The organism is Pseudomonas sp. GM102 (assembly GCF_000282555.1).
Lineage (GTDB): Bacteria > Pseudomonadota > Gammaproteobacteria > Pseudomonadales > Pseudomonadaceae > Aquipseudomonas.
Genome location: NZ_AKJB01000090.1, coordinates 39291 through 59975, shown reverse-complemented (window position 1 = coordinate 59975; position 20685 = coordinate 39291). Strand labels below are relative to the sequence as shown.

Sequence of the window (20685 nt, the reverse complement as noted above, 5' to 3'; positions counted from 1 at the left end):
AGGGTTTCCCAACGCCAACCATTTCAGACGCCGCGACGGCGAACAGGACCTTCAGGCAATATCCATGAGAGGGTGGGATGCTAGCGTCTCCAAAGAACCCAGCCAAAAGCCTGTTGCCGGACTTCAAAAGTGTCTCGCAGGGATGATAGTGCGGCGGCCAGGCATGATTGATTCATTGTGCCTGGCTAGCGCTCACTGCATTTTTTTGTTCCTGGGATCGTCCGCCGGGTTGAGGTAAGTGATCCCCCAAGGCCCTGTGCCGTGGAGTTGAAGCACGGTTTCCTGTTCTCGACTGGCGCCGAACATCGACATGCCGACAGGAATGATCAGGGTGTCACCCGGATGATAGGCCTTGGCCCGTGCCGGATCGAAGGTGTCTCCGGTGGCGAAGTAGAAGGTGCCCGAGATAACGGTTACGCGTTCGGTCACGGGATGGGTATGCACGCCGATTTTTGTATTGGCCGGCAGCTTCAAGCGCAGGGTGAAGGGCTCGGCGGCTTTCAGATCACCTTCAATCACGGCAATCATTGCGCCGGGGCCCACTGCCGGCGCAGGTTTCCAATTGAGTCCGGATGAGGTGGCGGCAATAAAACCCGCTTCCTCGGCCAGGGCGGTCAATGTCAGAAAGGAAGGGCTGAGCAAGGCCAACAAAACAGCGGCCGCTTTGTGGGCAATCATCATGGTTTCCTCGTGTCTGGGGGCCTCAGCGCACAGGAGCAGAGCCTGTGCAATCAAGTCATATATACGTTGACGGTAGCCGAATGCCGGAGCGCGGATATACCCATTGTGAACCAGTGCTATAACGCATAAGCATGATTTATGCTGGCCTGGTCCTACCGGCGCCCACCCTGGGGGTGACAACCATCATGAAGAAGATCGACCCAAAAGACGGCGAGGAGGGAGGCTCCGTCTCCGCACTGATAGAAGCAAAAATCAAGGAGCTGACTGACTGGCGGGGTGAGACCCTTGCTCGGGTTCGAACGCTGATCAAGCAGGCGGACCCTGAAGTGGTCGAGGAATTGAAGTGGAGAGGGGTTCCGGTGTGGTCGCACGCCGGCATCATCTGCACCGGTGAGACATACAAGAATGTCGTAAAGATGACCTTCGCCAAAGGTGCCTCGCTGGAGGACCCTTCAGGTCTGTTCAACGCCAGCCTCGAGGGCAACACCCGACGTGCCATTGATATTCATGAAGGCGAGAGAATTGATGAAGAAGCGTTGAAGGCCCTGATTCGTGCGGCGGTGGCGCTCAATACGTCGAAGTAAATTGTTCTATACGGCTAACTGATCGACTCCAGAGTTCTCGGATAAAAAAATCGGCACTGTTTAGATCGATTATTTCTTTCGGTTCTTTATATAGCTCTGGGGCGAATATCCGTAACTGATAAAACCGCGTCTTCGTTTTGCTTCTGTATGCGATGAAGACGCTATCGCCGCTATAACAGACGGCGCCGTACCGACCGCGACACTAAAGCGGTTTCAACGTCAAAACCTGCTGCTCGGCCATCATCTTGTCGTCCCTTCGCCAGTCCTTAGAATCCGCCTCCATCAGCTTCGTCCAACTATCGAATCGCTTAGGGAGTTACACCATGATGAACGCCATGCAGATGCCAATGCCGATGATGAACGCCAACATGCCGATGATGCCAATGATGGGCATGCCGATGATGATGGCGACCATGAGCTGCGAAATGATGGACGACGGCATGATGTGCAAAATGATGCCGGCCGCTGGCATGGACATGGCCATGTTCAAGAACAGCGCTGAAATGATGCAGATGATGATGAACTGCGGCATGCCGATGATGATGCACTGCGCCAACATGAGCATGATGTGCATGTCCCAGGCGAGCATGGCCATGCCGATGATGAACATGATGATGCCAATGCCGATGATGGGCATGCCGATGCCGTCGATGAAGTGCGTGATGGAGTGCACCATGATGGCCGACGGCATGATGTGCAAAATCATGCCGATGGCCGGCATGAACATGGACGTGATGAAAAGCTGCTGCGACTTGATGATGAAAATGATGAACGATTGCAGCATGCCGATGATGATGAGCTGCAATGGCATGCCGCTGATGTGCTGCACCTGCTGATCCCTGACAACACAAAAAAAGCCCCCGCGACCTTACGGTTACGGGGGCTTTTTCATTCCAGCAGACACCACATCCCCCCGTAGGAGCGAGGCTTGCCCGCGAAGGCAGAGTATTAGCCAATATCAATGTTGGATGTTCATTGCTCTTTCAGGCGATTAATCCAGCCGTTCCGGGTATGTCACCACCAGATAAGCCACGGCCTCACTGTCGGCGGGGTTGCGGTAGCGGTGGGGTTGGTCGGCGTAGAACAGGATCGAGTCGCCGGTAGACAGCAGGTAACGTTCATCGTTGACGCTGATTTCCAGCACACCCTGCGACACCACCAGGTTCTCCTGGACACCGGGCCCATGCCCCTCGCTGTGGTCTTCGCCCAAAGGGCTCAGGCGCAGTTCGTAAAACTCCGATTGGCGTGCCACGTCGAACGGGAACAGGGCGCGGCTGACGAAGGCTCCGCTGGCGCTGACCAAGCGTTTGCTCTCACGCGCCGACAGCACGGCCACACCTTCGAAGGCCCGATGCTCCAGAAAGGCGGCCACCGAGACCTTCAGGCCTTTGGCAATTTTGCACAGCACTTTGATAGACGGCACGCTGCGTCCGGACTCGATCTGCGCGAGCATTGCCCGACTCACACCGCATTGTCGGGCCAGCGCGTCGAGGGACAAGTGACGCTTGCCCCGCAGCCGTTGCAGGTTCTGTGCGACTCGCTCACAGATCGGGTCTTCTTCCAGTGGCTCCAGATTATTCAAGTCCGTCACGGGTTCGTCTGCACTCGCCAGAAAACGCGAGGGTTGCTGCGCGTTCATGCGTGACGGGTCTCGGTCGAATGAGCGGCCTGAATCCATTGATAGGCCTGTAGACCGGCGTTACGTGCATACATCTCCCACATGGCCCGCGCCCGTTGCTGAGCCTGTTTGCGTTTGCGGTAACTGGCGAAGTCGATGAGGTTGTCAGTCGGATTCATGGGGCACTTCACTGTGGTGATGAATGACGGGATGGGCTGAGAGTACTTGGATATTTTTATAACGATAAATACTGATTTTGTATTTGTTAATTCATTTTTGTTATTTAAATTAATATTCCATTAAGGAATAAGCAGATAATTATCTATTCCTTTTGTTGTCGGTTCAGGTGGTGCACTTTGAGGGCCTGCACATCCATGTGGATGCGCGCGACACCAGACAGGAAGCCTCATCATGACCATCAAAGCGATCAACGTTCGCAACCAGTTCAAGGGTGTCATCAAGGAAATACTAGAGGGCGAAGTGGTGTCCGAAATCGACGTGCAAACCGCTTCCGGGATCGTCACCTCGGTGATTACCACCCGTTCGGTGCGCGACCTTGAATTGAAGGTGGGGAGCGAAGTGATTGCCTTCGTCAAATCCACCGAGGTGTCGATCGCCAAGCTCTGAAATTGAAATTTGAGCGACGAAAATCTGTAGGAGCGAGGCTTGCCCGCGAAGAACGATGACGCGTGATACCTGAAAAACTGCGGTGCATTCTTCGCGGGCAAGCCTCGCTCCTACAGGGTCTACGTCTTGACTTCCATAACGTTGAGGTTTTCATGGCGACTCCTTTCAAGCGCTCCGCATTGACACGGTTGGCAGCCTCCGTGGCTGCGGTGAGTGCGTTACTCAGCCCCGGCGCTCAGGCCGAAGGCAAAATCAGCATTGCCCAGCAATTTGGTATCGGTTACCTGATCCTGGATGTGGTGCGCGATCAGCAGCTCATCGAGAAACATGGCAAGGAGCAGGGCCTCGACATCAAAGTCGACTGGAGCAGCATCTCGGGGGCCACGGCGATGAACGAGGCGTTATTGGCCGGTGCGCTGGATGTGGTGTCGGCCGGCGTGTCGCCGATGCTGACGATCTGGGACCGGACCAAGGGCAAACAAAACGTCAAGGCCATCGCCTCGCTGGGGTCGATGCCCAATTACCTGCTGACCAATAATCCGAACGTAAAAAGCCTCAAGGACTTCACCGAAAAGGACCGCATCGCGGTACCGGCTGCAGGGGTAGGTTTCCAGTCGCGCACTTTACAAATCGAAACGGCGAAACAGTTTGGCGCGCAAAACTTCAAGAAGTTTGACGACATCTCGATCAGTCTCGCCCACCCGGATGCGACGTCGGCGCTGATTGCCGGCGGTTCGGAGATCAACTCACATTTCTCCAGTTCGCCGTTCCAGTACCAGGAGCTGCAGAGTCCCAACGTACACAAGGTGCTGAGTTCCTACGACGTATTGGGTGGCCAGGCCACGTTTAACGTGCTGTACACCACCGAGAAATTCCACGACGAAAACCCGAAAACCTACAAGGCGTTTTACGCGGCACTCGCCGAGGCCGAGAAAATAATCAAGGCCGATAAGCCTGCAGCCGCCCAGACCTACATCCGGGTGGAACAATCGAAGCTGGCGCTGCCACTGGTTGAGAAAATCGTCGCCGACCCTGAAATCGACTTCACCGTTGTGCCCCAGCGCACCTTCATCTACGCCGAGAAACTCCAGGAACTCGGTGTGCTGAAAAACAAGGCTGCCAGCTGGAAGGATTACTTCTTTGAAGAAGCACACAGCAGCGAGGGAAGCTGAGCGGGTCAGAGCCCCCGGCTGCTTCTGATCAACTCATAGGCTCGACGTACCAGCGGATTCACGGTGTTGGGCCGAATCCACAAGTGGTAGGTCACGTCCGGCAGCCGTGGCAGGCCATCGGTCTCGCCGAGTACGCGCATGTCCGGGCCGAGCATTTCCATGCTTCTGGGCGTGACGCCCAGCCCGGCACGCGTCGCGGCTTTGATGCCGATCAGGTTCGACGCCAGGTACGCCTGCCGCCATGGAATATTGGCGCGCTCCAGTGCCTCAAGGGCGTACCGACGATAAATACTCGGCTCATCCACCAGGATCAGCGGCAAAGGTTCGCCGGGCGTATGGATGTACTGCGCCGAGCAGATCCACCACACCGGCGAGGTGCGCAAGGCAAAGCCTTCGAGCGTCGGGTCTTCGCGAGTGGAAATCACCATGTCGACCTTGCCCCGGTGCAGGTCATCCATCAAAAACGGGCTGCGGCCGACATCGATTTCCAGGCGCAGACGAGGGGCCGAGCGGGCGATGTGGCTGAGGATCGGCGGCAGGATGGTATCGGCAATGTCATGGGGCGAGCCGATGCGCAATACACCGCTCAAGTTGCTTTCGCGCAGCGAGTTCAATGCATCGTCGTTGAGCGAAAGCATCTGCCGTGCATGGCGCAACAACTGCAAACCGGGTTCGGTGAGTTGCTTCTGTCGCCCGCGCTTCTCGAACAGGCTCACCCCGACTTGTTGTTCCAGGCGTTGCATGTGCTGGGTGACCGACGATTGCGTGCGAGCCAGTTGCGCGCCGGCCTCGGCAAAACTGTGGTGATCGACCACGGCAATGAAGGTGCGCAGTAATTCGAGATCGAGGGTAGATGAGGTCGACATGGCCATTCCCGAGGCTGTTTTTATATCAAGGCTGCAAACATAAACATTACATTTATTTATGTATTTTTGGCGATATTTTATTGTGTAAGACACAAATTCCAGTAATTGCTGGGGTTTCTAAGATTGTCGTTTAGCGACAATACGGCAAGTTATAACGATATTAGATATTTGAATTTCCGTTACACCAATGCTGTACCTAGGATGCCCTCACATCAGGTCGGGGGACGCCGATCATTCCATGAGGGGAAATCCATGTTGCTTGAGCACTCACCTGTAAAACGATTGTTGCCTGCCTTGCTGGGCGCCGTGATCTCATTGGCCGCCAGTGCCGGTGCTCAGGCTGATGCAACGCTGGACAAGATCCAGCAACGCCATGTGCTGACAGTGGGGGTTGTACTGTCCGGCGGCCCCTTTGGCAGTATCGATCCGGGTACCCAGAAGCCACGGGGTTTGAACGTTGACCTCGCTCAGGAGTTGGGCCGGCAATTGGGCGCCGAGGTGCAACTGGTGCCGGTACTGCCCGCCAACCGCGTGCAGTTTTTGCAGCAGGGCAAAGTTGATCTACTGATTGCCAACATGGAATGGACGGCCGAACGCGGCGAGATTCTCGGTTTTGTGCCGACGCCGTTCTACCGCGTTGGCGGTTCCGCGGCGCTGCTCAAGGACAGCAAAATCACCCGTTGGGAAGACCTCAAAGGCCAACCCGTTTGCACCTCCCAAGGCAGCAGCTACATCAAGCCGCTCACCGAATTGGGCGTTGAAATCAAGGCCTTCAAGAGCTCGTCGGAATCCTTGCTCGCGCTGCGTGGCAACAACTGCGTCGCGGCGGTGCATGACGCCACGCTGATCAACCCGTTGATCGCCGACAACGCCGAATGGCAGGGCTATCGCGCGCTCAGCCCGGAACTCAACCCGGCCCCTTCAGTGATCTGGACCCGACCAGGCGAACGCGATACCCAGGCTCGACTCGACCCCATCGTCAAGGAACTGCATCGCAGCGGTTGGCTGATCGAAGCCCAGACCCGCAATCGCATCACCCCCGCGTCACCAGCCTTGGTGGATTTACAGAAACAGTTCCAGGCCAACGGTGCCTGACCGGTTCACCTCATCGTTTCAATAAGCCGCCGACTGGCTCGGCGGTCGTTCAAGGAAGTCGTGCATGAACCGATATTTTTCCGCCAGAGGCCTGGCCACGTTGTGCCTGGCAGGATGCGCCGTGCTGGGCGCCAGCCTCGCTCAGGCCGACGCCACACTGGACAAGATCGAGCAACGCCACGCCATCAGCGTCGGGGTGATTCTCAGTGGCCCGCCATTCGGCACTCTCGACCCCAAGACCGGCGAGCACCTGGGGTACAACGTCGAACTGGCCAAGGGCATCGCCAAGGCGCTGGGCGTCGAGGCGCAAACGGTTTCCGTGCTGGCGCCCAACCGGGTGCAGTTCCTGCAACAGGGCAAGGTCGACATCCTGATCGCCAATATGCAGTTCACCGAAGAGCGCGCCGAGATTCTCGATTACGTGCCCACGCCTTATGAAGAAGTCGGCGGTGCCGCGTTGATTCGCAAAGGTGCGGGCATCACCCAGTGGGCCGACCTCAAGGGCAAACCGGTGTGCGTGTCCCAGGGCAGCAACTTCATCAAGCCATTGCAGGAAACCTACGGCGCACAAATCAAGGCGTTCCGCAGCCAGTCCGAATCACTGTTGTCGTTGCGCGGCAATGGCTGCGTGGCGGCGGTGCATGTCAGCCCGACCATGCATACCTTGTTGAGCGATGCCGAGTGGGCCGGGTATGAAATCCCGCTGCCGGGTGATTTGATCCCGTCGAACTCGGTGATCTGGGTCCGCAAGGGCGAACACGATACCCAGGCGAAACTCGATGCCATCGTGCGTGACTGGCACCGCAGCGGCTGGTTGATCGAATTGGGCGAGCGCACCGGCATGGCGCCGTCGCAGGCCTTGCGTGACCTGCACGAGCAATACCGCAACGCGGCACCGTTGGCTGTGCGGCCATGAGTCGGCCGTTGTTCGTCGCCCTGCAGCAACTGCTCGGCGCCCGTCATGTGCAGAGCAACGAAGAGGCCGCCGCGTACCTGACCGACAAACAGGGCCGTTATGTGGGGCAGGTGATTGCCGCTGTCCATCCGGCAAACACCGAAGAAGTCGCCGCGGTGGTTCGTGCCTGTATGGCTTGTGATACGCCGGTGGTGGTGCAGGGCGGCAACACCGGGCTGATGGGTGGAGCGACCCCGGACGCCAGTGGGCATGCGGTGTTGCTGCTGCTCGATCGCATGAACCGCGTAAGGGCGGTGGACACCGACAACGACACCCTGACCGTCGAGGCGGGCTGCATTCTGCAAACCATTCAGGATGTCGCCCGTGACGCCGGGCGTCTGTTCCCGCTGAGCCTGGGCGCCGAAGGCAGCTGCACCATCGGCGGTAATCTGGGCACCAATGCCGGCGGCACCGCGGTGTTGCGTTACGGCAATACCCGCGAATTGACCCTCGGTCTGGAAGTGGTCACCGCTCAGGGTGAAATCTGGAATGGCCTGCGCGGTTTGCGCAAGGACAACACCGGCTACGACTTGCGCGACCTGTTTATCGGCAGCGAAGGCACGCTCGGCATTATCACCGCCGCGACCCTGAAACTGTTCCCGCTGCCCAAAGCCCAAGCCACGGCGTTGCTAGCCTTCGATTCGTTGGCCCAGGCGGTGACGTTCCTGTCCCATGCCCGCGCCGGTTTCGGCGCCAGTCTCACGGCGTTCGAACTGCTCAGCGCCGAGTGCTTCGCGCTGCTGCGTGAACAATTTCCCGAAGGCCCGCAACCCTTTCTTGGCGCTCGTCAGCCCTGGTTCGCGCTGTTGGAATTGTCCGATAACCACAGCGAAAGCCATGCCCGCGAAGCGTTTGAACAGGTACTGGGCGAAGCCTTCGAACAGCGCTTGCTGGCCGATGCGCTGATCGCCGAAAGCCTCGCCCAGAGCCAGGCGTTATGGCTGTTGCGCGAAAACATGAGCGAGGCGCAGAAGCGTGCCGGTCGCAACATGAAGCACGACGTCTCGGTGCCGATTTCCCAGGTGGTGGCGTTTGTCGCCGATACCGATGCGTTGTTGCAGCGTCATTTTCCCGGTGTGCGGCATTACACCTTCGGCCATCTGGGCGACGGTAACCTGCACTACAACGTCGCCCATCCGCAGGATTCGACGGTCGAGGCGCACATGATCCATTACGTGGCACTCAGCCAACTGGTGCACGACAGCGCCCACGCCCACGGCGGTTCAATCAGCGCTGAACACGGTATCGGCCAGCACAAACGGGACATGCTCGGGCGCTATAAAAGTCCCGTAGAACTCAACCTGATGCGTCGGATCAAGCAGGCGCTGGACCCGAAAAACCAGCTCAATCCGGGCAAGGTACTGGAGGCGATCGAGTCATGAATGTTCGCCTGTCCAAACGCGTGCAGCGCGTCTCGCTGTCGGCCAATGCCGCCGCCAAATCCCAAGCCACGGCCCTGCGCGAGGCCGGTCGCGACATCCTTGACCTGACCATCGGCGAGCCGGATTTCGACACCCCGGACCACATCAAGCAGGCCGCTTATGCCGCCATCGCTGCCGGTGCCACCAAGTACACGCCGACACCGGGCGTGAAGGCCTTGCGAATTGCGGTGCAACGCAAGCTCCGGCAGGAAAACCATCTGGACTACCCGCTGGAATCGATCGTGATTGCCAACGGTGCCAAACAGATCATCTTCAATGCCTTCGCCGCCACCCTCGACGACGGCGATCAAGTGCTGGTGCCGACGCCGTATTGGCCGTCGTTTCCGGACAGCGTGCGCTTCAACGGTGGCGAGCCGGTGTTCATCGAATGCGGGTTGGCGCAGGGTTGCAAACTGACGGCCGAGCAGTTGGAGCAATACATCGGCGAGCGAACTCGCTGGCTGATCCTCAACGGCCCCGGCAACCCCAGCGGCGCGGTATACAGCGAGGCCGAGCTGCAAGCCTTGGCCGAGGTGCTGCGGCGCCATCCCCAGGTGCTGATTCTGCTGGATGAGCTCTACGAACATATCCGCTTCGACGGTCGGCCGGCCCAGAGCCTGCTCAACGTCGCGCCGGATTTGCAGTCGCGCTGCCTGCTGGTGGGCGGCGTGTCCAAGACCTACGCCATGACCGGTTGGCGCATTGGTTTCGGTGCCGGACCGCAAGTGCTGACCCATGCGATGACGGTGGTGCAATCGCAATCCACCTCGGGCGCTTCGTCGGTAGGGCAAGCCGCCGCGTTGGCAGCTTTCGACGGTGGGCTGGATTTTTTGCGGTCGCAGGTCGCGGCCTATCAGCAACGCCGGGATTTACTGGTGAGTGCTTTACGCAAAGTCGACGGCCTTGAAGTGCTCGAACCTCAAGGTGGTTTCTTCGTATTTATTCGTTGCGCCGGATTATTGGGCCGCTATCGCCCGGATGGTCAGCGCTTGCAAACCGATGCCGACGTCGTCGCGTATTTGTTGGAGGAAGGCGTGGCCGGCGTAGCGGGCAGCGCTTATGGCTTGTCGCCGTGGTTTCGCTTGTCCATTGCCACTGCGACTGAAACCGTCGCCGAGGCCGGACGACGCATCGCTCAAGCCTGCGGGCAATTGCGGGGCGAACCATGAGTCATTTGCTGGAACTGTTCGTCCGCTGGGCCGCCGGGTTCGGCCTGAACTACGGCTTTCTGCTGGACGCCTATCAGCGCGGAACCCTGGAGCAGGGCGCGCTGACCACGGTGTTGCTGTGCCTGTTCACCATCGTCGGCAGCCTGCTGGCGGGTCTCGGGTTGGCGGCGATGTTGACCTCGGGCAAACCCTGGCTGGCGAAACCTGCGCGGGTGTTTGTCGAAGTTACCCGCAACACGCCGACGCTGGTGCAGCTGTATTGCGCGTTCCTGGTGCTGAACATGCTGCTGACCCAGGCCGTCGGCGCGGCCAACCCGCTGACGCCGTTCGCCTGGGTGGTGATCGTGATCTCGCTGCACAAGGGCGCGTTCCATGCCGAAGCCTTGCGCGCCGGCATCGAAGCCGTGCCGGCGGTGACGATGGAGGCGGCCAGTTCGCTGGCGTTCAGCAGTCGGCAGTTGTTGTGGAATGTGCAACTGCCGCTGGCCCTGCGCTTCGCCTTGCCGTCGCTGATCAACAACCTGATCGACCTGGTGAAAATGACCGCCGTCGCCTCGGCGATTGCCGTCGGCGACATCACCTACGCGGCGATCATGATCTGGACCCAGAGCGATAACGTGCTGGAGTTGATGATTCTGATCCTGACGTTTTTTGGTCTGCTGAGTTTTACCGTCAATTGTGTGGGGCGCCTGCTCGAAGCGCGCCTGAGGATGCCCGGCTATGGCCATTGAATCGTCCGTCACCGCGCCAGTGGCCTGGCCACGGCGGCATGTCGGCAAGTTGCTGGTGTTGGCGGTTGCGGTGCTCTGGCTGGGGTATTTCGCCCCGCACAGCCCGGTGCTCAAGGCCTTGTTGCAATGGTCGCCAGCGCTGGTCGTGGGCTTTGGCCAGAACATTCTGATCAGCCTGGTGGCGATCGGGCTGGGGTCGTTGCTGGGGTTGCTGGTGGGTGCCCTGGGGTTGTCGCCGTTGTGGCTGCTGCGCTTGCCGGCACGGATCTGGGTGCAGGTTTTTCGCAACGCGCCGTGGCTGGTGCTGATCTATTTCACCACCTATGTGTTCCCGTTCGAGATCCACATCGGCAGCGCCTATGTCTCGTTCCCCGATTGGGTCAAGGTCACCCTTGGCCTGGCGTTGCCGGCGAGCGCCAACGTTGCGGAAATCTTCCGTGGCGCGGTCGCCTCGATCCCCAGTACCCAATGGGAGGCCGCACGTTCCCTGGCGTTCACCCGTGGGCAGATTTTCCGCTCGATCATCCTGCCGCAGTGCTTCAAGCGCATGTTGCCGCCGTGGATGAACCTCTACGCGGTGATCACCATGGGCACCGCACTGGCGTCATTGGTGGGCGTGCATGACGTGATCGACACCGCGCAAATCGCCAGCAACACGGTGAACCTGACCGGTTTTACCGTGGTGATTTACCTGAGCCTGCTGGTGCTGTTCTTTGCCTATTGCTACCCGATTTCCCGACTCACCCAACACTTGGAGCGACGTTATGCCTTCTACTGAAACCGTCGCTGAACCTCTGGTCAGCCTGCGCGACCTGCATCTGTCGTTTGGCAGCAACCCGGTGCTCAAGGGCATCGACCTCGACGTGCACCGTGGGCAGGCCGTGTCGATCATCGGCCCGTCCGGTTCCGGCAAGTCGACGATCCTGCGTTGCATCACCGGCCTGTTACAGCCTCAGCGCGGCAGTATTCGCGTCGGCACCACCGAGGTTCACACCCTGGCCCAGGAAGCCCAGCGCATCGAGTTGCGCAAGCGCGTGGGGTTTGTGTTCCAGCAGTACAACCTGTTCCCGCATTTGTCGGTGCTGGAGAACCTGGTGATCGCACCGCGCAAAGTGCTGGGGCGCAACCGCGCCGAGGCGGAGAAAGACGCCCGCGCCTTGCTGGCCAAAGTGCGCATGGAGCACAAGGCTGATGCTTATCCGGGACAACTTTCCGGCGGTCAGCAGCAGCGAGTGGCGATTGCTCGCGCATTGGCCATGCGCCCGGAATTGATTCTGTTCGATGAGGTGACCTCGGCCCTCGACCCGGAAACCGTCGGCGAGGTGCTGACGGTGATTCGCGAGCTGACCGAAGAGGGCATGACCTGTGTGTTGGTGACCCACGAAATGCGTTTCGCCGAAGAGATCAGCGACATCGTCTACTTCACCGAAAACGGCGTGATCGTCGAGCACGGCAGCGCCGCGCAGATTTTCCAGCACCCCACCAGCGAACGCACTCAAGAGTTTCTTCGTCATGCACTGGGCGATCCGGGACGCCGTCCCCGCGTCGCCAACGATCCGTATCTGTTGACCAATCTGAGCCGCTACAGCCTGTCTGTCTAATACCGAGGAGCCTGTTCATGAGTACCGATAACCGTGCCGCTGTCATCGAAGATTTCCTCAAGAAAATCCGCGTCATCAATCAGCGTGGCGTCGACCGCGCTGCGTTGACGCAAATCGTCGCCTTGCTCGAAACCCTGGCTGAGCGTCGCGATCTGTTCAATTTCGACGCGTTCCCGGCGCCAGTGCCGGGGCAGGGCAGCACCGCGTTCCGCTACCGTCTCAACGACGATGGCGACACGCCGACGCTGTACCTCAACTCGCTGTTGCCGGGCAAAAGCACCATCCCCCACAACCACGAAACCTGGGCGATCATCAGCGCCGTCGAAGGCCAGGAAATCAACTACGTCTACGCCCGTGATGACGAGGGTCGCGAGCCTGGGTTCACGACCCTGCACCTGGAAAAAGAAGTGATCGTGCAGCCTGGCACCTCGATCTCGTTCCTCGGTGAAGACCTGCATGGCATTCGTGTCGAAGGCGAACAACCGACCTTGCATTTCCACCTGTACGGCTTGCCCCTGGAATCGCTCAACGGTCGTTATGGGGTCGAGGCCGACGGGCGCATTCTCAATTACAACGCCTCGCAAATGGCCCCATCGATCAAGGCCTACGCATGATCGATCTGGCCCACTGGCAATGGCTTGAAGATCGGCATCTTGCGTAAGGATCTGGGGCTTGAATACCGCGTGGTGGCCCTGAAGCCAGGCATTTAAGCGATAGATCGAGCGATGGAAAACCTGTGGCGAGGGAGCTTGCTCCCGCTGGGCCGCGAAGCGGCCCCAAACAAAGGACAGCTACGCAGTCCGACGGGAGCAAGCTCCCTCGCCACAGGTTCAGTGCCATGCATAACTGACGGGAGTTGGTCGCTGGCCCTTCGACAATATTCATTTTTTATTTTTCACACGGGACTCTCATGAGCCAGACGGTAACTCCAGGGCAACTGCAGCAATGGCTGTTCGACGGGCAGGAAATTGCCCTGTTTGATGTGCGTGAGTATGGCCAATATGGCGAAGCCCATCTGTTTCACGGGGTGAACCTGCCCTACAGTCGCCTGGAATTGGAGGTCCGACGCCTGGCGCCGAATCCACAGGTGCGGTTGGTGATTTATGACCAGAACGCTGGGGACGTCGCGGCCCGTGCCGCTCAGCGTCTGCAGGCGTTGGGGTATGGCCGCGTGCATATTCTCGACGGTGGTGCCGATGGCTGGCAGGCGGCAGGCCTGCAACTGTTTGCCGGCGTGCACGTGCCGTCCAAGGCCTTTGGCGAGTTGGTGGAAGAGGTCAGTCATACGCCGCACGTCACCGCCAGGCAGTTGGCCGAATGGCAAGCCCGGGGCGATTCGCTGGTGGTGCTGGACGGTCGGCCGTTCGACGAATACTGCAAGATGACCATCCCCAGTTCCGTCTGTTGCCCGAATGGCGAACTGGGCTATCGCGTGCAGGATCTGGTGCCGGACGACAACACGCCGATCGTGGTCAATTGCGCCGGTCGAACCCGCAGCATTATTGGCGCCCAGACCCTGATCAATCTGGGTTTGAAAAACCCGGTCTACGCCCTCGAAAATGGGACCCAGGGCTGGTACCTGGAAGACCTTCAGCTGGAGCATGGCAGCACCCGCCGCTATGCCGATGAGGTGTCATCGAAGACCTTACCGCAACAGCGCCTTGCGGCGGCACGACTGGCCGAACGGGCCGGGGTAAAAACCGTTGCGACCGCGCAGGTCGAGCAGTGGGCCGGGGAGGCCGCACGTAGCCTGTTTCTGTGCGACGTGCGCACCGTCGAGGAGTTTGCCGCTGGCAGCCTGTCGGGCGCGCAACACACGCCGGGTGGTCAGCTGATTCAATCCACCGATCTGTACATCGGCGTGCGTCAGGCGCGGGTGGTGCTGATTGACAGCGATGGCGTGCGGGCACCGATTATTGCCAGTTGGCTTCGGCAGTTGGGGCATGAGGCTTATGTTCTAGCGGACGGGGTGAATAGCGGTCTGGCGTTGCCTGCAGTTGAGCCCCTCGCTCACGAAGCGTTGCCAGTGATCACGGCACAAGCCCTGAACGATGCGCTGAAGGATAACGCCGTGGCACTGATTGACCTGCGCCTGAGCATGGCCTACCGCAAGGGCCATATCGCCGGCTCGCGCTGGTCAATCCGCTCGTTGCTGGCGAGTGAGTTGGCCGATGAACAGCGACCTCTGGTGTTGCTGGCCGATGACCCGCTGCTGGCCGCTTTCGCCACGCTGGAGTTGCCTGACGCTCAGCGTGCACAAACCCGCCTGTTGGACGGCGGTCTCGACGCCTGGCGCACGGCGGGGTTTGCAGTGCAGGAAGATGCCAACACACCACCCGATCACCAGTGCATCGATTTCCTGTTCTTTACCCATGATCGTCACTCCGGTAACAAGGAGGCGGCGCGTCAGTACCTGGCTTGGGAAATAGGCTTGTTGGCGCAAATGAGCGCAGACGAAATCGCCAGTCTCAAACCGTTGCGCGCGCAGTCACAAGCCACCCGTGATGCACGGGTTCGTACCCGTCTGGTGCATTCAGCACGAACTGAAAAAGGCAGTGGCGGTCGGGCGGTCAACGTGCCGGTCACTCGTTTGAGCACGGTGCTGTTCGACAACCTGGCGCAAATGCGCGACGCCCGTGCTCGCCGTGATAGCGAACGGGTTCTGAGCTATGGTGCCCGGGGCAATCCGACAGCCTTCGCCCTGGAAGATCTGGTGACGGAGCTGGAGGGCGGTTACCGCACTCGGTTGTTCGATACCGGGCTGGCGGCGGTGGCGCAGACGTTCCTGGCCTATCTGCGGCCCGGCGATCATGTGCTGATCACCGACGCGGTGTATGCGCCCGTGCGACGTTTGGCCCGGGAGCTGCTTGAGCCGTTCGGCATCCAGGTCAGCTACTTCGCGCCTGACGGCAGTGGCCTGCAAGCGCAACTGCAAGCCAACACCAAAATGCTCTACACCGAGGTGCCCGGCTCGCTGTTGTATGAACTCTGCGACCTGCCGGCCATCGCCGCTTTGTGTAAACCGCGCGGCATCCTGCTGGCCGTGGACAATACCTGGGGCTCGGGCTACCTGTACCGGCCACTGACTCTGGGCGCGGACATCTCGATCATCGCGTTGACCAAGTACCTGTGCGGTCACAGTGATGTGGTCATGGGCAGCGTCTGTGCCCGGCAAGAGGTCTGGCGGCCGCTGGCGTCCATGAGTGACACCTTTGGCATCACCGTCAGCCCCGACGATGCCTATCTGGTGCTGCGAGGTGCACGAACCCTGGCGCCGCGCCTCGACGTACACGAACGCCAGGCCCTGGAAATCGCTCAATGGCTACAGGCGCAACCACAGGTGAAACGGGTGTTCCATCCAGCGCTGCCCGATCATCCCCATCACGCACTGTGGCGGCGGGACTTCAATGGCAGCAACGGTTTACTCTCCTTCGAACTGCGCGAGGCCGACGCCACGTACGTCGAACGGTTTATCGATGCGCTGCAGGTGTTTGGTCTGGGCGCATCCTGGGGCGGCTACGAAAGCCTGGTCACCGTCGCTGATACCAAGGATCGCAACAGTGCGGTAGATCGTGCATTGAACCCGGTGCTGCGACTGCACATCGGCCTGGAAGATGTCGACGCGTTGATCGAAGATTTGCAACGCGGGTTCGCCGCCGCTGTGGACTAAGGCTTGCGCAACAGAAGCAACAGCAACGCCGCAGCCGCCAGCACCGCTCCGACGATGAAAGTGCTGGCCGAGCCCGAGGTCTCCCACAGCGCACCGGCGAGCACACTGGCGATCAACAGGCACACGCCGCTGATCAAATTGAACAGGCCGAACGCCGTGCCCCTGAGGTGTTCGGGCGCGGTGTCGGCGATCAGCGTCGCGAGAATGCCCTGGCTGAAGCCCATGTGCAGGCCCCACAGGGCCACGCCCGCCAGCATGGTCATGATCGAGTCTGCATGCGCCAATAACAGGTCCGCCAGGATCAGCAGGACGATGCCGACACACAGCACTTTGGTGCGGCTGATCCGGTCGGACAACCAGCCGGCAGGGTAGGCAGACACGGCATAAAGCAGCGACATGACCACCATCACCATCGGCACCCAGGTTGCTGTCAGACCTGTTTGCTGTGCTTTCAATACCAAAAAGGCTTCGCTGAAACGGGCCAGCGTGAAGAGCCCACCGACGATCACCACCCACCAATAATCGCGCGAAAAATCCCGCAGAACTTTCCAGTGGATAGGCGAGCGAAAGGTGCGTTCGCCAGCGGCAGCGGTCGGTTCTTTTACCCCGCCGACAATCAGCGCCACCGATATCACCGCCGGGATCACCGCAAACCACAACACCAGATGGATCTGCCCGAGCCAAAGCATCAGCACGATCGCCAGGACCGGACCCAGAATGGCGCCCACGGTGTCCATCGATTGGCGCATGCCAAAACACGCGCCACGGATTTCGGCGGGTGCCACATCGGCAACCAGCGCATCTCGCGGCGCGCCACGAATGCCTTTGCCGATGCGATCCAGAAAACGCGCGGTGAACACCACCTCCACCGACTGCGCGAGGGGAAAGAGCGGCTTCGACAAGGCTGCCAGACCGTAGCCCATCAACAGCAGGCCTTTGCGCCGGCCGAGAAAGTCGCTGATAGCGCCGGAGAATATCTTGGTCAGCATCGCGGTCGCCTCGGCGATGCCCTCGATTACCCCGACGGTCAACGCGCTCGCGCCCAAGGTCGTGACCAGAAACACCGGCAGCAGGCTGTGCACCAGCTCTGAAGACAGGTCCATGAACAGGCTGACAAAACCCAGGGCCCAGACTGTGGAAGGGATACGCAGTGAAGCCGGTCTGGGTTTTGAGAAGTTGTCCATGCTGGTTTCCGGGATTGAATGCTCACCGATTGTTTATGTCGCCAACCCCGGCGATCAGGCCTTAAAGATTCTGACTCAAAAAGAGCAACGTATTGCCATGTGCCTCGACCGCCGCCCTCTGGTTGTAGCTGTCACGGTGTGAGCAGTTGAAGCCATGTTCGGCTCCCGGATACACCTCGATATCGACGTCGTCGTTGAACTCGAAACGCTCGGCGATTTGCTTCACCGCGTCGATGGGGATGTGGCTGTCCTGTTCGCCGAAGTGCATCAGCATCGGCACCTTGAGTTCACCGGCCCGATCCAGTTGGTTCTGAATACCGCCGCCGTAATAGGCGATCGCCACGTCGACGAAACCATTGGCCGCGGTGTTGTACGACAGCATGCCGCCGAAGCAGAAACCAATGGAGGCGATTCTGCCGTCCAGCCCCGGATGAGCCTTCAGGGCGTCGATGGCCAGTTTGATGTCGGCCTGCGCTTTTTGGGTGTCGGTGGCGTTCATCAACTCGACGGCGCGTTTCCAGCCGGCTTCGTCGTAGCCCAGTTCGGTCCGGTGGCCGTGGCGCCAGAACAGATCCGGCGCGATGACCAGGTAGCCGTCGGCGGCGTATTGCTCAGCGACCGAGCGGATGTGCTCGTTGACGCCGAAGATTTCCTGAATCAGCACAATCCCTGGACCTTTACGGGTGTGAGGAATGGCCAGGTAAGCGCCGAACGTGCCCTCGGCGCTGGTGATCTCGATCCATTGGGTGGTTACGCTCATGATGGCTCCTTTACATAAGTTGGGTAGGTTATCGAGACGCTGGCGTATCAGCGGTGACTGCGCCGCCAGAAGTATCGAGCCAACAGCGCGTCCACGCTGAGCTTGCCGGCCCCCGAGAGCAGCAACGGCATGAGGGCTGCGAGGTAGATCAGCGGCAGTTTGAAGTTGCCATGGCCTTTATTGCTGATGGCATAACCTTGGGCAAGTTCACTCAATGTAGACCAATCAGCCGGCCAGTGAACGGCGGCGGTCGCGACGATCGTGACCATGGTCAGAATAACCGCCGAAACCCGCGTTCCCAGGCCCACCAGCAGGGCGAGGGCGCAGATCAATTCGGCCCACATCGCCAGTTCCCAGTTCAGCGTGGCCGGAACGTGGTTGAAGGGAAACGGGAAGCTGTTCTGGATGTCGGCGAACCAGTTCTGGCCGTTCCATTTTTCCAGGCCGGACTCGAAAAATTCCCAGGCCAGAAACACCCGTAGGGTCAGGGGTGCGATCCAGCTGCCGGCACGGTCGAGGTTCAGGTGCAGGCCTTTGAGGGCCGATGAGAGAGAGGTATTCATGGGCTTTAGCTCCGGGGTTTGATCGGCAGGTGCATTCATTGTGGGAGCGGACTTGTGGCGAGGGGGCTTGCCCCCGTTCGGCTGCGAAGCAGTCGTAAACCCGTTACATGCGGTTTAACTTTGAAATGCCGGGGCCGCTTCGCGACCCAACGGGGGCAAGCCCCCTCGTCACAAAAGCCCGCTCACACAAGGGAATGTTGGTGTTGTTGAGGTTTCATTCGGTCAATAACGCATGCCTGGTTGATCGTTTGTACTTCAGCGCAATCTTGCCCAGCAGCCGAATCACGATTGCCGAAAACATCAAACCGAACGGCAATACGTACCAGGCGCTTAGGGGGATGCGTTTGAAGTTGGAATAGGTGAACACCGCCGCGAGCACCCACATGCCGCTGACGTGCAGGGCTTTCCAGGCTGTGGGGCCGATCAGTCGCGCTGTGGTTTTGAACGAGGTCAACGCCATCAGCAGGATGAACAGATAACCGACCGAGCCCGGGATGTTGCCGACCGTGGTGCGGCCGGGCCAGAACTCGGGGTTCAGTTGGCCATAGCTGTAGATAAGGACGGCGTGCACCAGGTGGGAAAACGCGAAGGCCAGGCCGATGAAGCGTCGTTCGCGCACCAACGAACGGCTGAAAGGCGAGGGCACCAGCACCGCGAAGGCCGAGGCGGTGAACGCGGCGAGAAACAGTGCAAACGAAGTGCGCGCGGTAGCACGAATGGCGCTGCGGGTGGCTTCCACCAGATCCGGGTTCAGCAGCAGAATCAGGCCGGTCATCACTAGCACTAGCAAGGACAGCAGGCCAAACAACGACCAGCCGTGGTAACGAGGAACTTGGGTCATCATGACAACACTCCTGAGCAAAGGGCCGACCCGGTTTTTGCCGGTGGTCAGCGGACAGCAGGAGTTTTTCAACCGGGTGTATAGGCGGTATGTCCGAAAGATCACCCGGTGCAAGTTCATGTATCCCGGGCCGCGACAGATACATTCCCATACAAAACTGTGATTCAGTACCGACCAGCAGCGTCTAGCGACAGTGTCCCCGCAATCCCATGGGGCGAGACTTCGGAACCCGGCATGCAAGCGCTGTTGAACGAGATCCTTGACGCAGTCCGACCGTTGATCGGTCAGGGCAAAGTGGCTGACTACATTCCCGCCCTCGGCACGGTGCCGTCCAATCAGTTGGGCATTGCCGTGTATGGCAATGACGGCGAGTTGTTTTGTGCCGGAGACGCCGACACGCCGTTCTCGGTGCAGAGTATTTCCAAGGTATTCAGCCTGGTGCAGGCCATCGACCATTCCGGCGAAGCGATCTGGGAGCGTCTGGGCCATGAGCCGTCCGGGCAGCCGTTCAACTCGCTGGTGCAGCTGGAGTTCGAGCGCGGGCGCCCGCGCAATCCCTTCATCAACGCCGGCGCGTTGGTAATTTGCGACATCAACCAGTCACGTTTTGCCGCGCCGGCATTATCGATGCGCGATTTTGTCCGGCGTTTGTCTGGCAACCCGAATGTCATGGTGGACGGCAAGGTCGCCGAATCGGAATACCAGCACCGCGCGCGCAACGCGGCCATGGCGTATCTGATGCAGTCGTTCGGCAACTTTCATAACGACGTCGAAGCCGTGCTGCGCAGCTACTTCAGCCATTGCGCGCTACGCATGAGTTGTGTGGATCTGGCCCGCACGTTCTGCTTTCTGGCCAACGACGGTTTCTGCAAACACAGCGGCGCCCAGATCCTCAGCGCCCGCCAGACCCAGCAAGTCAACTCGATCATGGCCACCAGCGGGCTGTACGACGAAGCGGGCAATTTTGCCTATCGCGTCGGTCTGCCGGGCAAGAGCGGCGTGGGCGGGGGCATCGTCGCGGTAGTGCCGGGTCAATTCACGGTGTGCGTCTGGTCTCCGGAATTGAACACCGCCGGCAACTCCCTCGCCGGCATGGCGGCGCTGGAGTTGTTGAGTCAGCGGATCGGCTGGTCGGTGTTCTGATGGC

The 20685-nt window shown here is 59.7% G+C and carries 22 protein-coding genes; 14 read left to right on the top strand and 8 right to left on the bottom strand.

All coding sequences use genetic code 11. The annotated features are described in order from the left end of the window. Positions 1–192 precede the first annotated feature (192 nt). Positions 193–678 (bottom strand): cupin domain-containing protein, encoded by a 486-nt coding sequence (locus PMI18_RS07310; RefSeq protein ID WP_033036769.1) that lies wholly within the window; start codon positions 676–678, stop codon positions 193–195. A 188-nt stretch (positions 679–866) separates the two neighbouring features. On the opposite strand from PMI18_RS07310, the gene PMI18_RS07315 reads away from it, so the two are divergent. Together PMI18_RS07315 and PMI18_RS31600 are read left to right on the top strand one after the other, a co-directional pair. Further along, a complete protein-coding gene (locus PMI18_RS07315) occupies positions 867–1265 on the top strand; it encodes a DUF1801 domain-containing protein (protein ID WP_033036768.1) in 399 nt (132 codons plus the stop codon). Positions 1266–1588: 323 nt separating this feature from the next. Continuing rightward, complete coding sequence (locus PMI18_RS31600) at positions 1589–2101, top strand: hypothetical protein (RefSeq protein ID WP_081499883.1); 513 nt, start codon at positions 1589–1591, stop codon at positions 2099–2101. 155 nt (positions 2102–2256) lie between these two features. Here the strand turns inward: PMI18_RS31600 and PMI18_RS07325 are convergent, their stop codons facing one another. Both PMI18_RS07325 and PMI18_RS31285 read right to left on the bottom strand, forming a co-directional pair. Then, positions 2257–2904, bottom strand: a complete 648-nt coding sequence (locus PMI18_RS07325; RefSeq protein ID WP_007904465.1) for a helix-turn-helix domain-containing protein — start codon at positions 2902–2904, stop codon at positions 2257–2259. After that, entirely contained in the window at positions 2901–3062 is a 162-nt protein-coding gene (locus PMI18_RS31285) for a hypothetical protein (protein WP_007904464.1), read from the bottom strand. The genes PMI18_RS07325 and PMI18_RS31285 overlap by 4 nt, the downstream gene beginning before the upstream one ends. 232 nt (positions 3063–3294) lie before the next feature. On the opposite strand from PMI18_RS31285, the gene PMI18_RS07330 reads away from it, so the two are divergent. Both PMI18_RS07330 and PMI18_RS07335 read left to right on the top strand, forming a co-directional pair. Further along, complete coding sequence (locus tag PMI18_RS07330) at positions 3295–3510, top strand: TOBE domain-containing protein (protein WP_007904463.1); 216 nt, start codon at positions 3295–3297, stop codon at positions 3508–3510. Between the two features lie 152 nt (positions 3511–3662). Further along, entirely contained in the window at positions 3663–4682 is a 1020-nt protein-coding gene (locus tag PMI18_RS07335) for an ABC transporter substrate-binding protein (protein ID WP_007904462.1), read from the top strand. A 5-nt stretch (positions 4683–4687) separates the two neighbouring features. Here PMI18_RS07335 and PMI18_RS07340 read toward each other — a convergent pair whose 3' ends face one another. Continuing rightward, complete coding sequence (locus tag PMI18_RS07340; RefSeq protein ID WP_007904461.1) at positions 4688–5548, bottom strand: LysR substrate-binding domain-containing protein; 861 nt, start codon at positions 5546–5548, stop codon at positions 4688–4690. Between the two features lie 252 nt (positions 5549–5800). Here PMI18_RS07340 and PMI18_RS07345 point away from each other — a divergent pair, with 252 nt between their 5' ends. The 9 genes from PMI18_RS07345 (at position 5801) to metC (ending at position 16190) form a co-directional block, all read left to right on the top strand. Then, a complete protein-coding gene (locus PMI18_RS07345) occupies positions 5801–6643 on the top strand; it encodes a transporter substrate-binding domain-containing protein (protein ID WP_007904460.1) in 843 nt (280 codons plus the stop codon). A gap of 64 nt (positions 6644–6707) precedes the next feature. Next, a complete protein-coding gene (locus PMI18_RS07350; RefSeq protein WP_007904459.1) occupies positions 6708–7559 on the top strand; it encodes a transporter substrate-binding domain-containing protein in 852 nt (283 codons plus the stop codon). Beyond that, entirely contained in the window at positions 7556–8980 is a 1425-nt protein-coding gene (locus PMI18_RS07355) for an FAD-binding oxidoreductase (protein WP_007904458.1), read from the top strand. The genes PMI18_RS07350 and PMI18_RS07355 overlap by 4 nt, the downstream gene beginning before the upstream one ends. Further along, on the top strand, positions 8977–10188 hold the full coding sequence (locus PMI18_RS07360; RefSeq protein ID WP_007904456.1) for an aminotransferase class I/II-fold pyridoxal phosphate-dependent enzyme: 1212 nt from the start codon (positions 8977–8979) through the stop codon (positions 10186–10188). The genes PMI18_RS07355 and PMI18_RS07360 overlap by 4 nt, the downstream gene beginning before the upstream one ends. Then, a complete protein-coding gene (locus PMI18_RS07365; protein WP_007904455.1) occupies positions 10185–10919 on the top strand; it encodes an amino acid ABC transporter permease in 735 nt (244 codons plus the stop codon). The genes PMI18_RS07360 and PMI18_RS07365 overlap by 4 nt, the downstream gene beginning before the upstream one ends. Further along, on the top strand, positions 10909–11697 hold the full coding sequence (locus PMI18_RS07370; RefSeq protein ID WP_007904454.1) for an amino acid ABC transporter permease: 789 nt from the start codon (positions 10909–10911) through the stop codon (positions 11695–11697). Before PMI18_RS07365 ends, PMI18_RS07370 begins: the two co-directional genes overlap by 11 nt. Further along, positions 11684–12520: an amino acid ABC transporter ATP-binding protein gene (locus tag PMI18_RS07375; protein WP_007904450.1), complete on the top strand. Its 837-nt coding sequence runs from the start codon at positions 11684–11686 to the stop codon at positions 12518–12520. The genes PMI18_RS07370 and PMI18_RS07375 overlap by 14 nt, the downstream gene beginning before the upstream one ends. A 17-nt stretch (positions 12521–12537) precedes the next feature. Beyond that, complete coding sequence (locus tag PMI18_RS07380) at positions 12538–13134, top strand: cysteine dioxygenase family protein (protein WP_007904449.1); 597 nt, start codon at positions 12538–12540, stop codon at positions 13132–13134. 296 nt (positions 13135–13430) lie between these two features. After that, a complete protein-coding gene (gene metC, locus PMI18_RS07385; protein ID WP_007904448.1) occupies positions 13431–16190 on the top strand; it encodes a cystathionine beta-lyase in 2760 nt (919 codons plus the stop codon). Here the strand turns inward: metC and PMI18_RS07390 are convergent. The 4 genes from PMI18_RS07390 to PMI18_RS07405 form a co-directional block, all read right to left on the bottom strand. After that, the gene (locus tag PMI18_RS07390) at positions 16187–17374 is read right to left on the bottom strand and encodes an MFS transporter (RefSeq protein WP_007904446.1); all 1188 of its coding nucleotides are present in this window, start codon (positions 17372–17374) and stop codon (positions 16187–16189) included. The genes metC and PMI18_RS07390 overlap by 4 nt on opposite strands. A 61-nt stretch (positions 17375–17435) precedes the next feature. Continuing rightward, on the bottom strand, positions 17436–18134 hold the full coding sequence (locus PMI18_RS07395) for a dienelactone hydrolase family protein (RefSeq protein ID WP_007904444.1): 699 nt from the start codon (positions 18132–18134) through the stop codon (positions 17436–17438). A gap of 47 nt (positions 18135–18181) precedes the next feature. Beyond that, complete coding sequence (locus tag PMI18_RS07400; RefSeq protein WP_007904442.1) at positions 18182–18697, bottom strand: HvfX family Cu-binding RiPP maturation protein; 516 nt, start codon at positions 18695–18697, stop codon at positions 18182–18184. A 214-nt stretch (positions 18698–18911) separates the two neighbouring features. Further along, on the bottom strand, positions 18912–19541 hold the full coding sequence (locus PMI18_RS07405) for a ferric reductase-like transmembrane domain-containing protein (protein WP_007904441.1): 630 nt from the start codon (positions 19539–19541) through the stop codon (positions 18912–18914). 231 nt (positions 19542–19772) lie between these two features. Here PMI18_RS07405 and glsB point away from each other — a divergent pair, with 231 nt between their 5' ends. After that, positions 19773–20681 carry a glutaminase B gene (gene glsB, locus PMI18_RS07410; RefSeq protein ID WP_007904438.1) on the top strand — a complete coding sequence of 303 codons (909 nt, stop codon included), beginning with the start codon at positions 19773–19775 and terminating at the stop codon, positions 20679–20681. The last annotated feature ends 4 nt before the right edge of the window (positions 20682–20685 follow it).

Bases quoted from the DNA above. Each gene is read 5' to 3' on its own strand.
- PMI18_RS07310 (WP_033036769.1), bottom strand. From the start codon at position 678: ATGATTGCCCACAAAGCGGCCGCTGTTTTGTTGGCCTTGCTCAGCCCT.
- PMI18_RS07315 (WP_033036768.1), top strand. From the start codon at position 867: ATGAAGAAGATCGACCCAAAAGACGGCGAGGAGGGAGGCTCCGTCTCC.
- PMI18_RS31600 (WP_081499883.1), top strand. From the start codon at position 1,589: ATGATGAACGCCATGCAGATGCCAATGCCGATGATGAACGCCAACATG.
- PMI18_RS07325 (WP_007904465.1), bottom strand. From the start codon at position 2,904: ATGAACGCGCAGCAACCCTCGCGTTTTCTGGCGAGTGCAGACGAACCC.
- PMI18_RS31285 (WP_007904464.1), bottom strand. From the start codon at position 3,062: ATGAATCCGACTGACAACCTCATCGACTTCGCCAGTTACCGCAAACGC.
- PMI18_RS07330 (WP_007904463.1), top strand. From the start codon at position 3,295: ATGACCATCAAAGCGATCAACGTTCGCAACCAGTTCAAGGGTGTCATC.
- PMI18_RS07335 (WP_007904462.1), top strand. From the start codon at position 3,663: ATGGCGACTCCTTTCAAGCGCTCCGCATTGACACGGTTGGCAGCCTCC.
- PMI18_RS07340 (WP_007904461.1), bottom strand. From the start codon at position 5,548: ATGTCGACCTCATCTACCCTCGATCTCGAATTACTGCGCACCTTCATT.
- PMI18_RS07345 (WP_007904460.1), top strand. From the start codon at position 5,801: ATGTTGCTTGAGCACTCACCTGTAAAACGATTGTTGCCTGCCTTGCTG.
- PMI18_RS07350 (WP_007904459.1), top strand. From the start codon at position 6,708: ATGAACCGATATTTTTCCGCCAGAGGCCTGGCCACGTTGTGCCTGGCA.
- PMI18_RS07355 (WP_007904458.1), top strand. From the start codon at position 7,556: ATGAGTCGGCCGTTGTTCGTCGCCCTGCAGCAACTGCTCGGCGCCCGT.
- PMI18_RS07360 (WP_007904456.1), top strand. From the start codon at position 8,977: ATGAATGTTCGCCTGTCCAAACGCGTGCAGCGCGTCTCGCTGTCGGCC.
- PMI18_RS07365 (WP_007904455.1), top strand. From the start codon at position 10,185: ATGAGTCATTTGCTGGAACTGTTCGTCCGCTGGGCCGCCGGGTTCGGC.
- PMI18_RS07370 (WP_007904454.1), top strand. From the start codon at position 10,909: ATGGCCATTGAATCGTCCGTCACCGCGCCAGTGGCCTGGCCACGGCGG.
- PMI18_RS07375 (WP_007904450.1), top strand. From the start codon at position 11,684: ATGCCTTCTACTGAAACCGTCGCTGAACCTCTGGTCAGCCTGCGCGAC.
- PMI18_RS07380 (WP_007904449.1), top strand. From the start codon at position 12,538: ATGAGTACCGATAACCGTGCCGCTGTCATCGAAGATTTCCTCAAGAAA.
- metC (WP_007904448.1), top strand. From the start codon at position 13,431: ATGAGCCAGACGGTAACTCCAGGGCAACTGCAGCAATGGCTGTTCGAC.
- PMI18_RS07390 (WP_007904446.1), bottom strand. From the start codon at position 17,374: ATGGACAACTTCTCAAAACCCAGACCGGCTTCACTGCGTATCCCTTCC.
- PMI18_RS07395 (WP_007904444.1), bottom strand. From the start codon at position 18,134: ATGAGCGTAACCACCCAATGGATCGAGATCACCAGCGCCGAGGGCACG.
- PMI18_RS07400 (WP_007904442.1), bottom strand. From the start codon at position 18,697: ATGAATACCTCTCTCTCATCGGCCCTCAAAGGCCTGCACCTGAACCTC.
- PMI18_RS07405 (WP_007904441.1), bottom strand. From the start codon at position 19,541: ATGATGACCCAAGTTCCTCGTTACCACGGCTGGTCGTTGTTTGGCCTG.
- glsB (WP_007904438.1), top strand. From the start codon at position 19,773: ATGCAAGCGCTGTTGAACGAGATCCTTGACGCAGTCCGACCGTTGATC.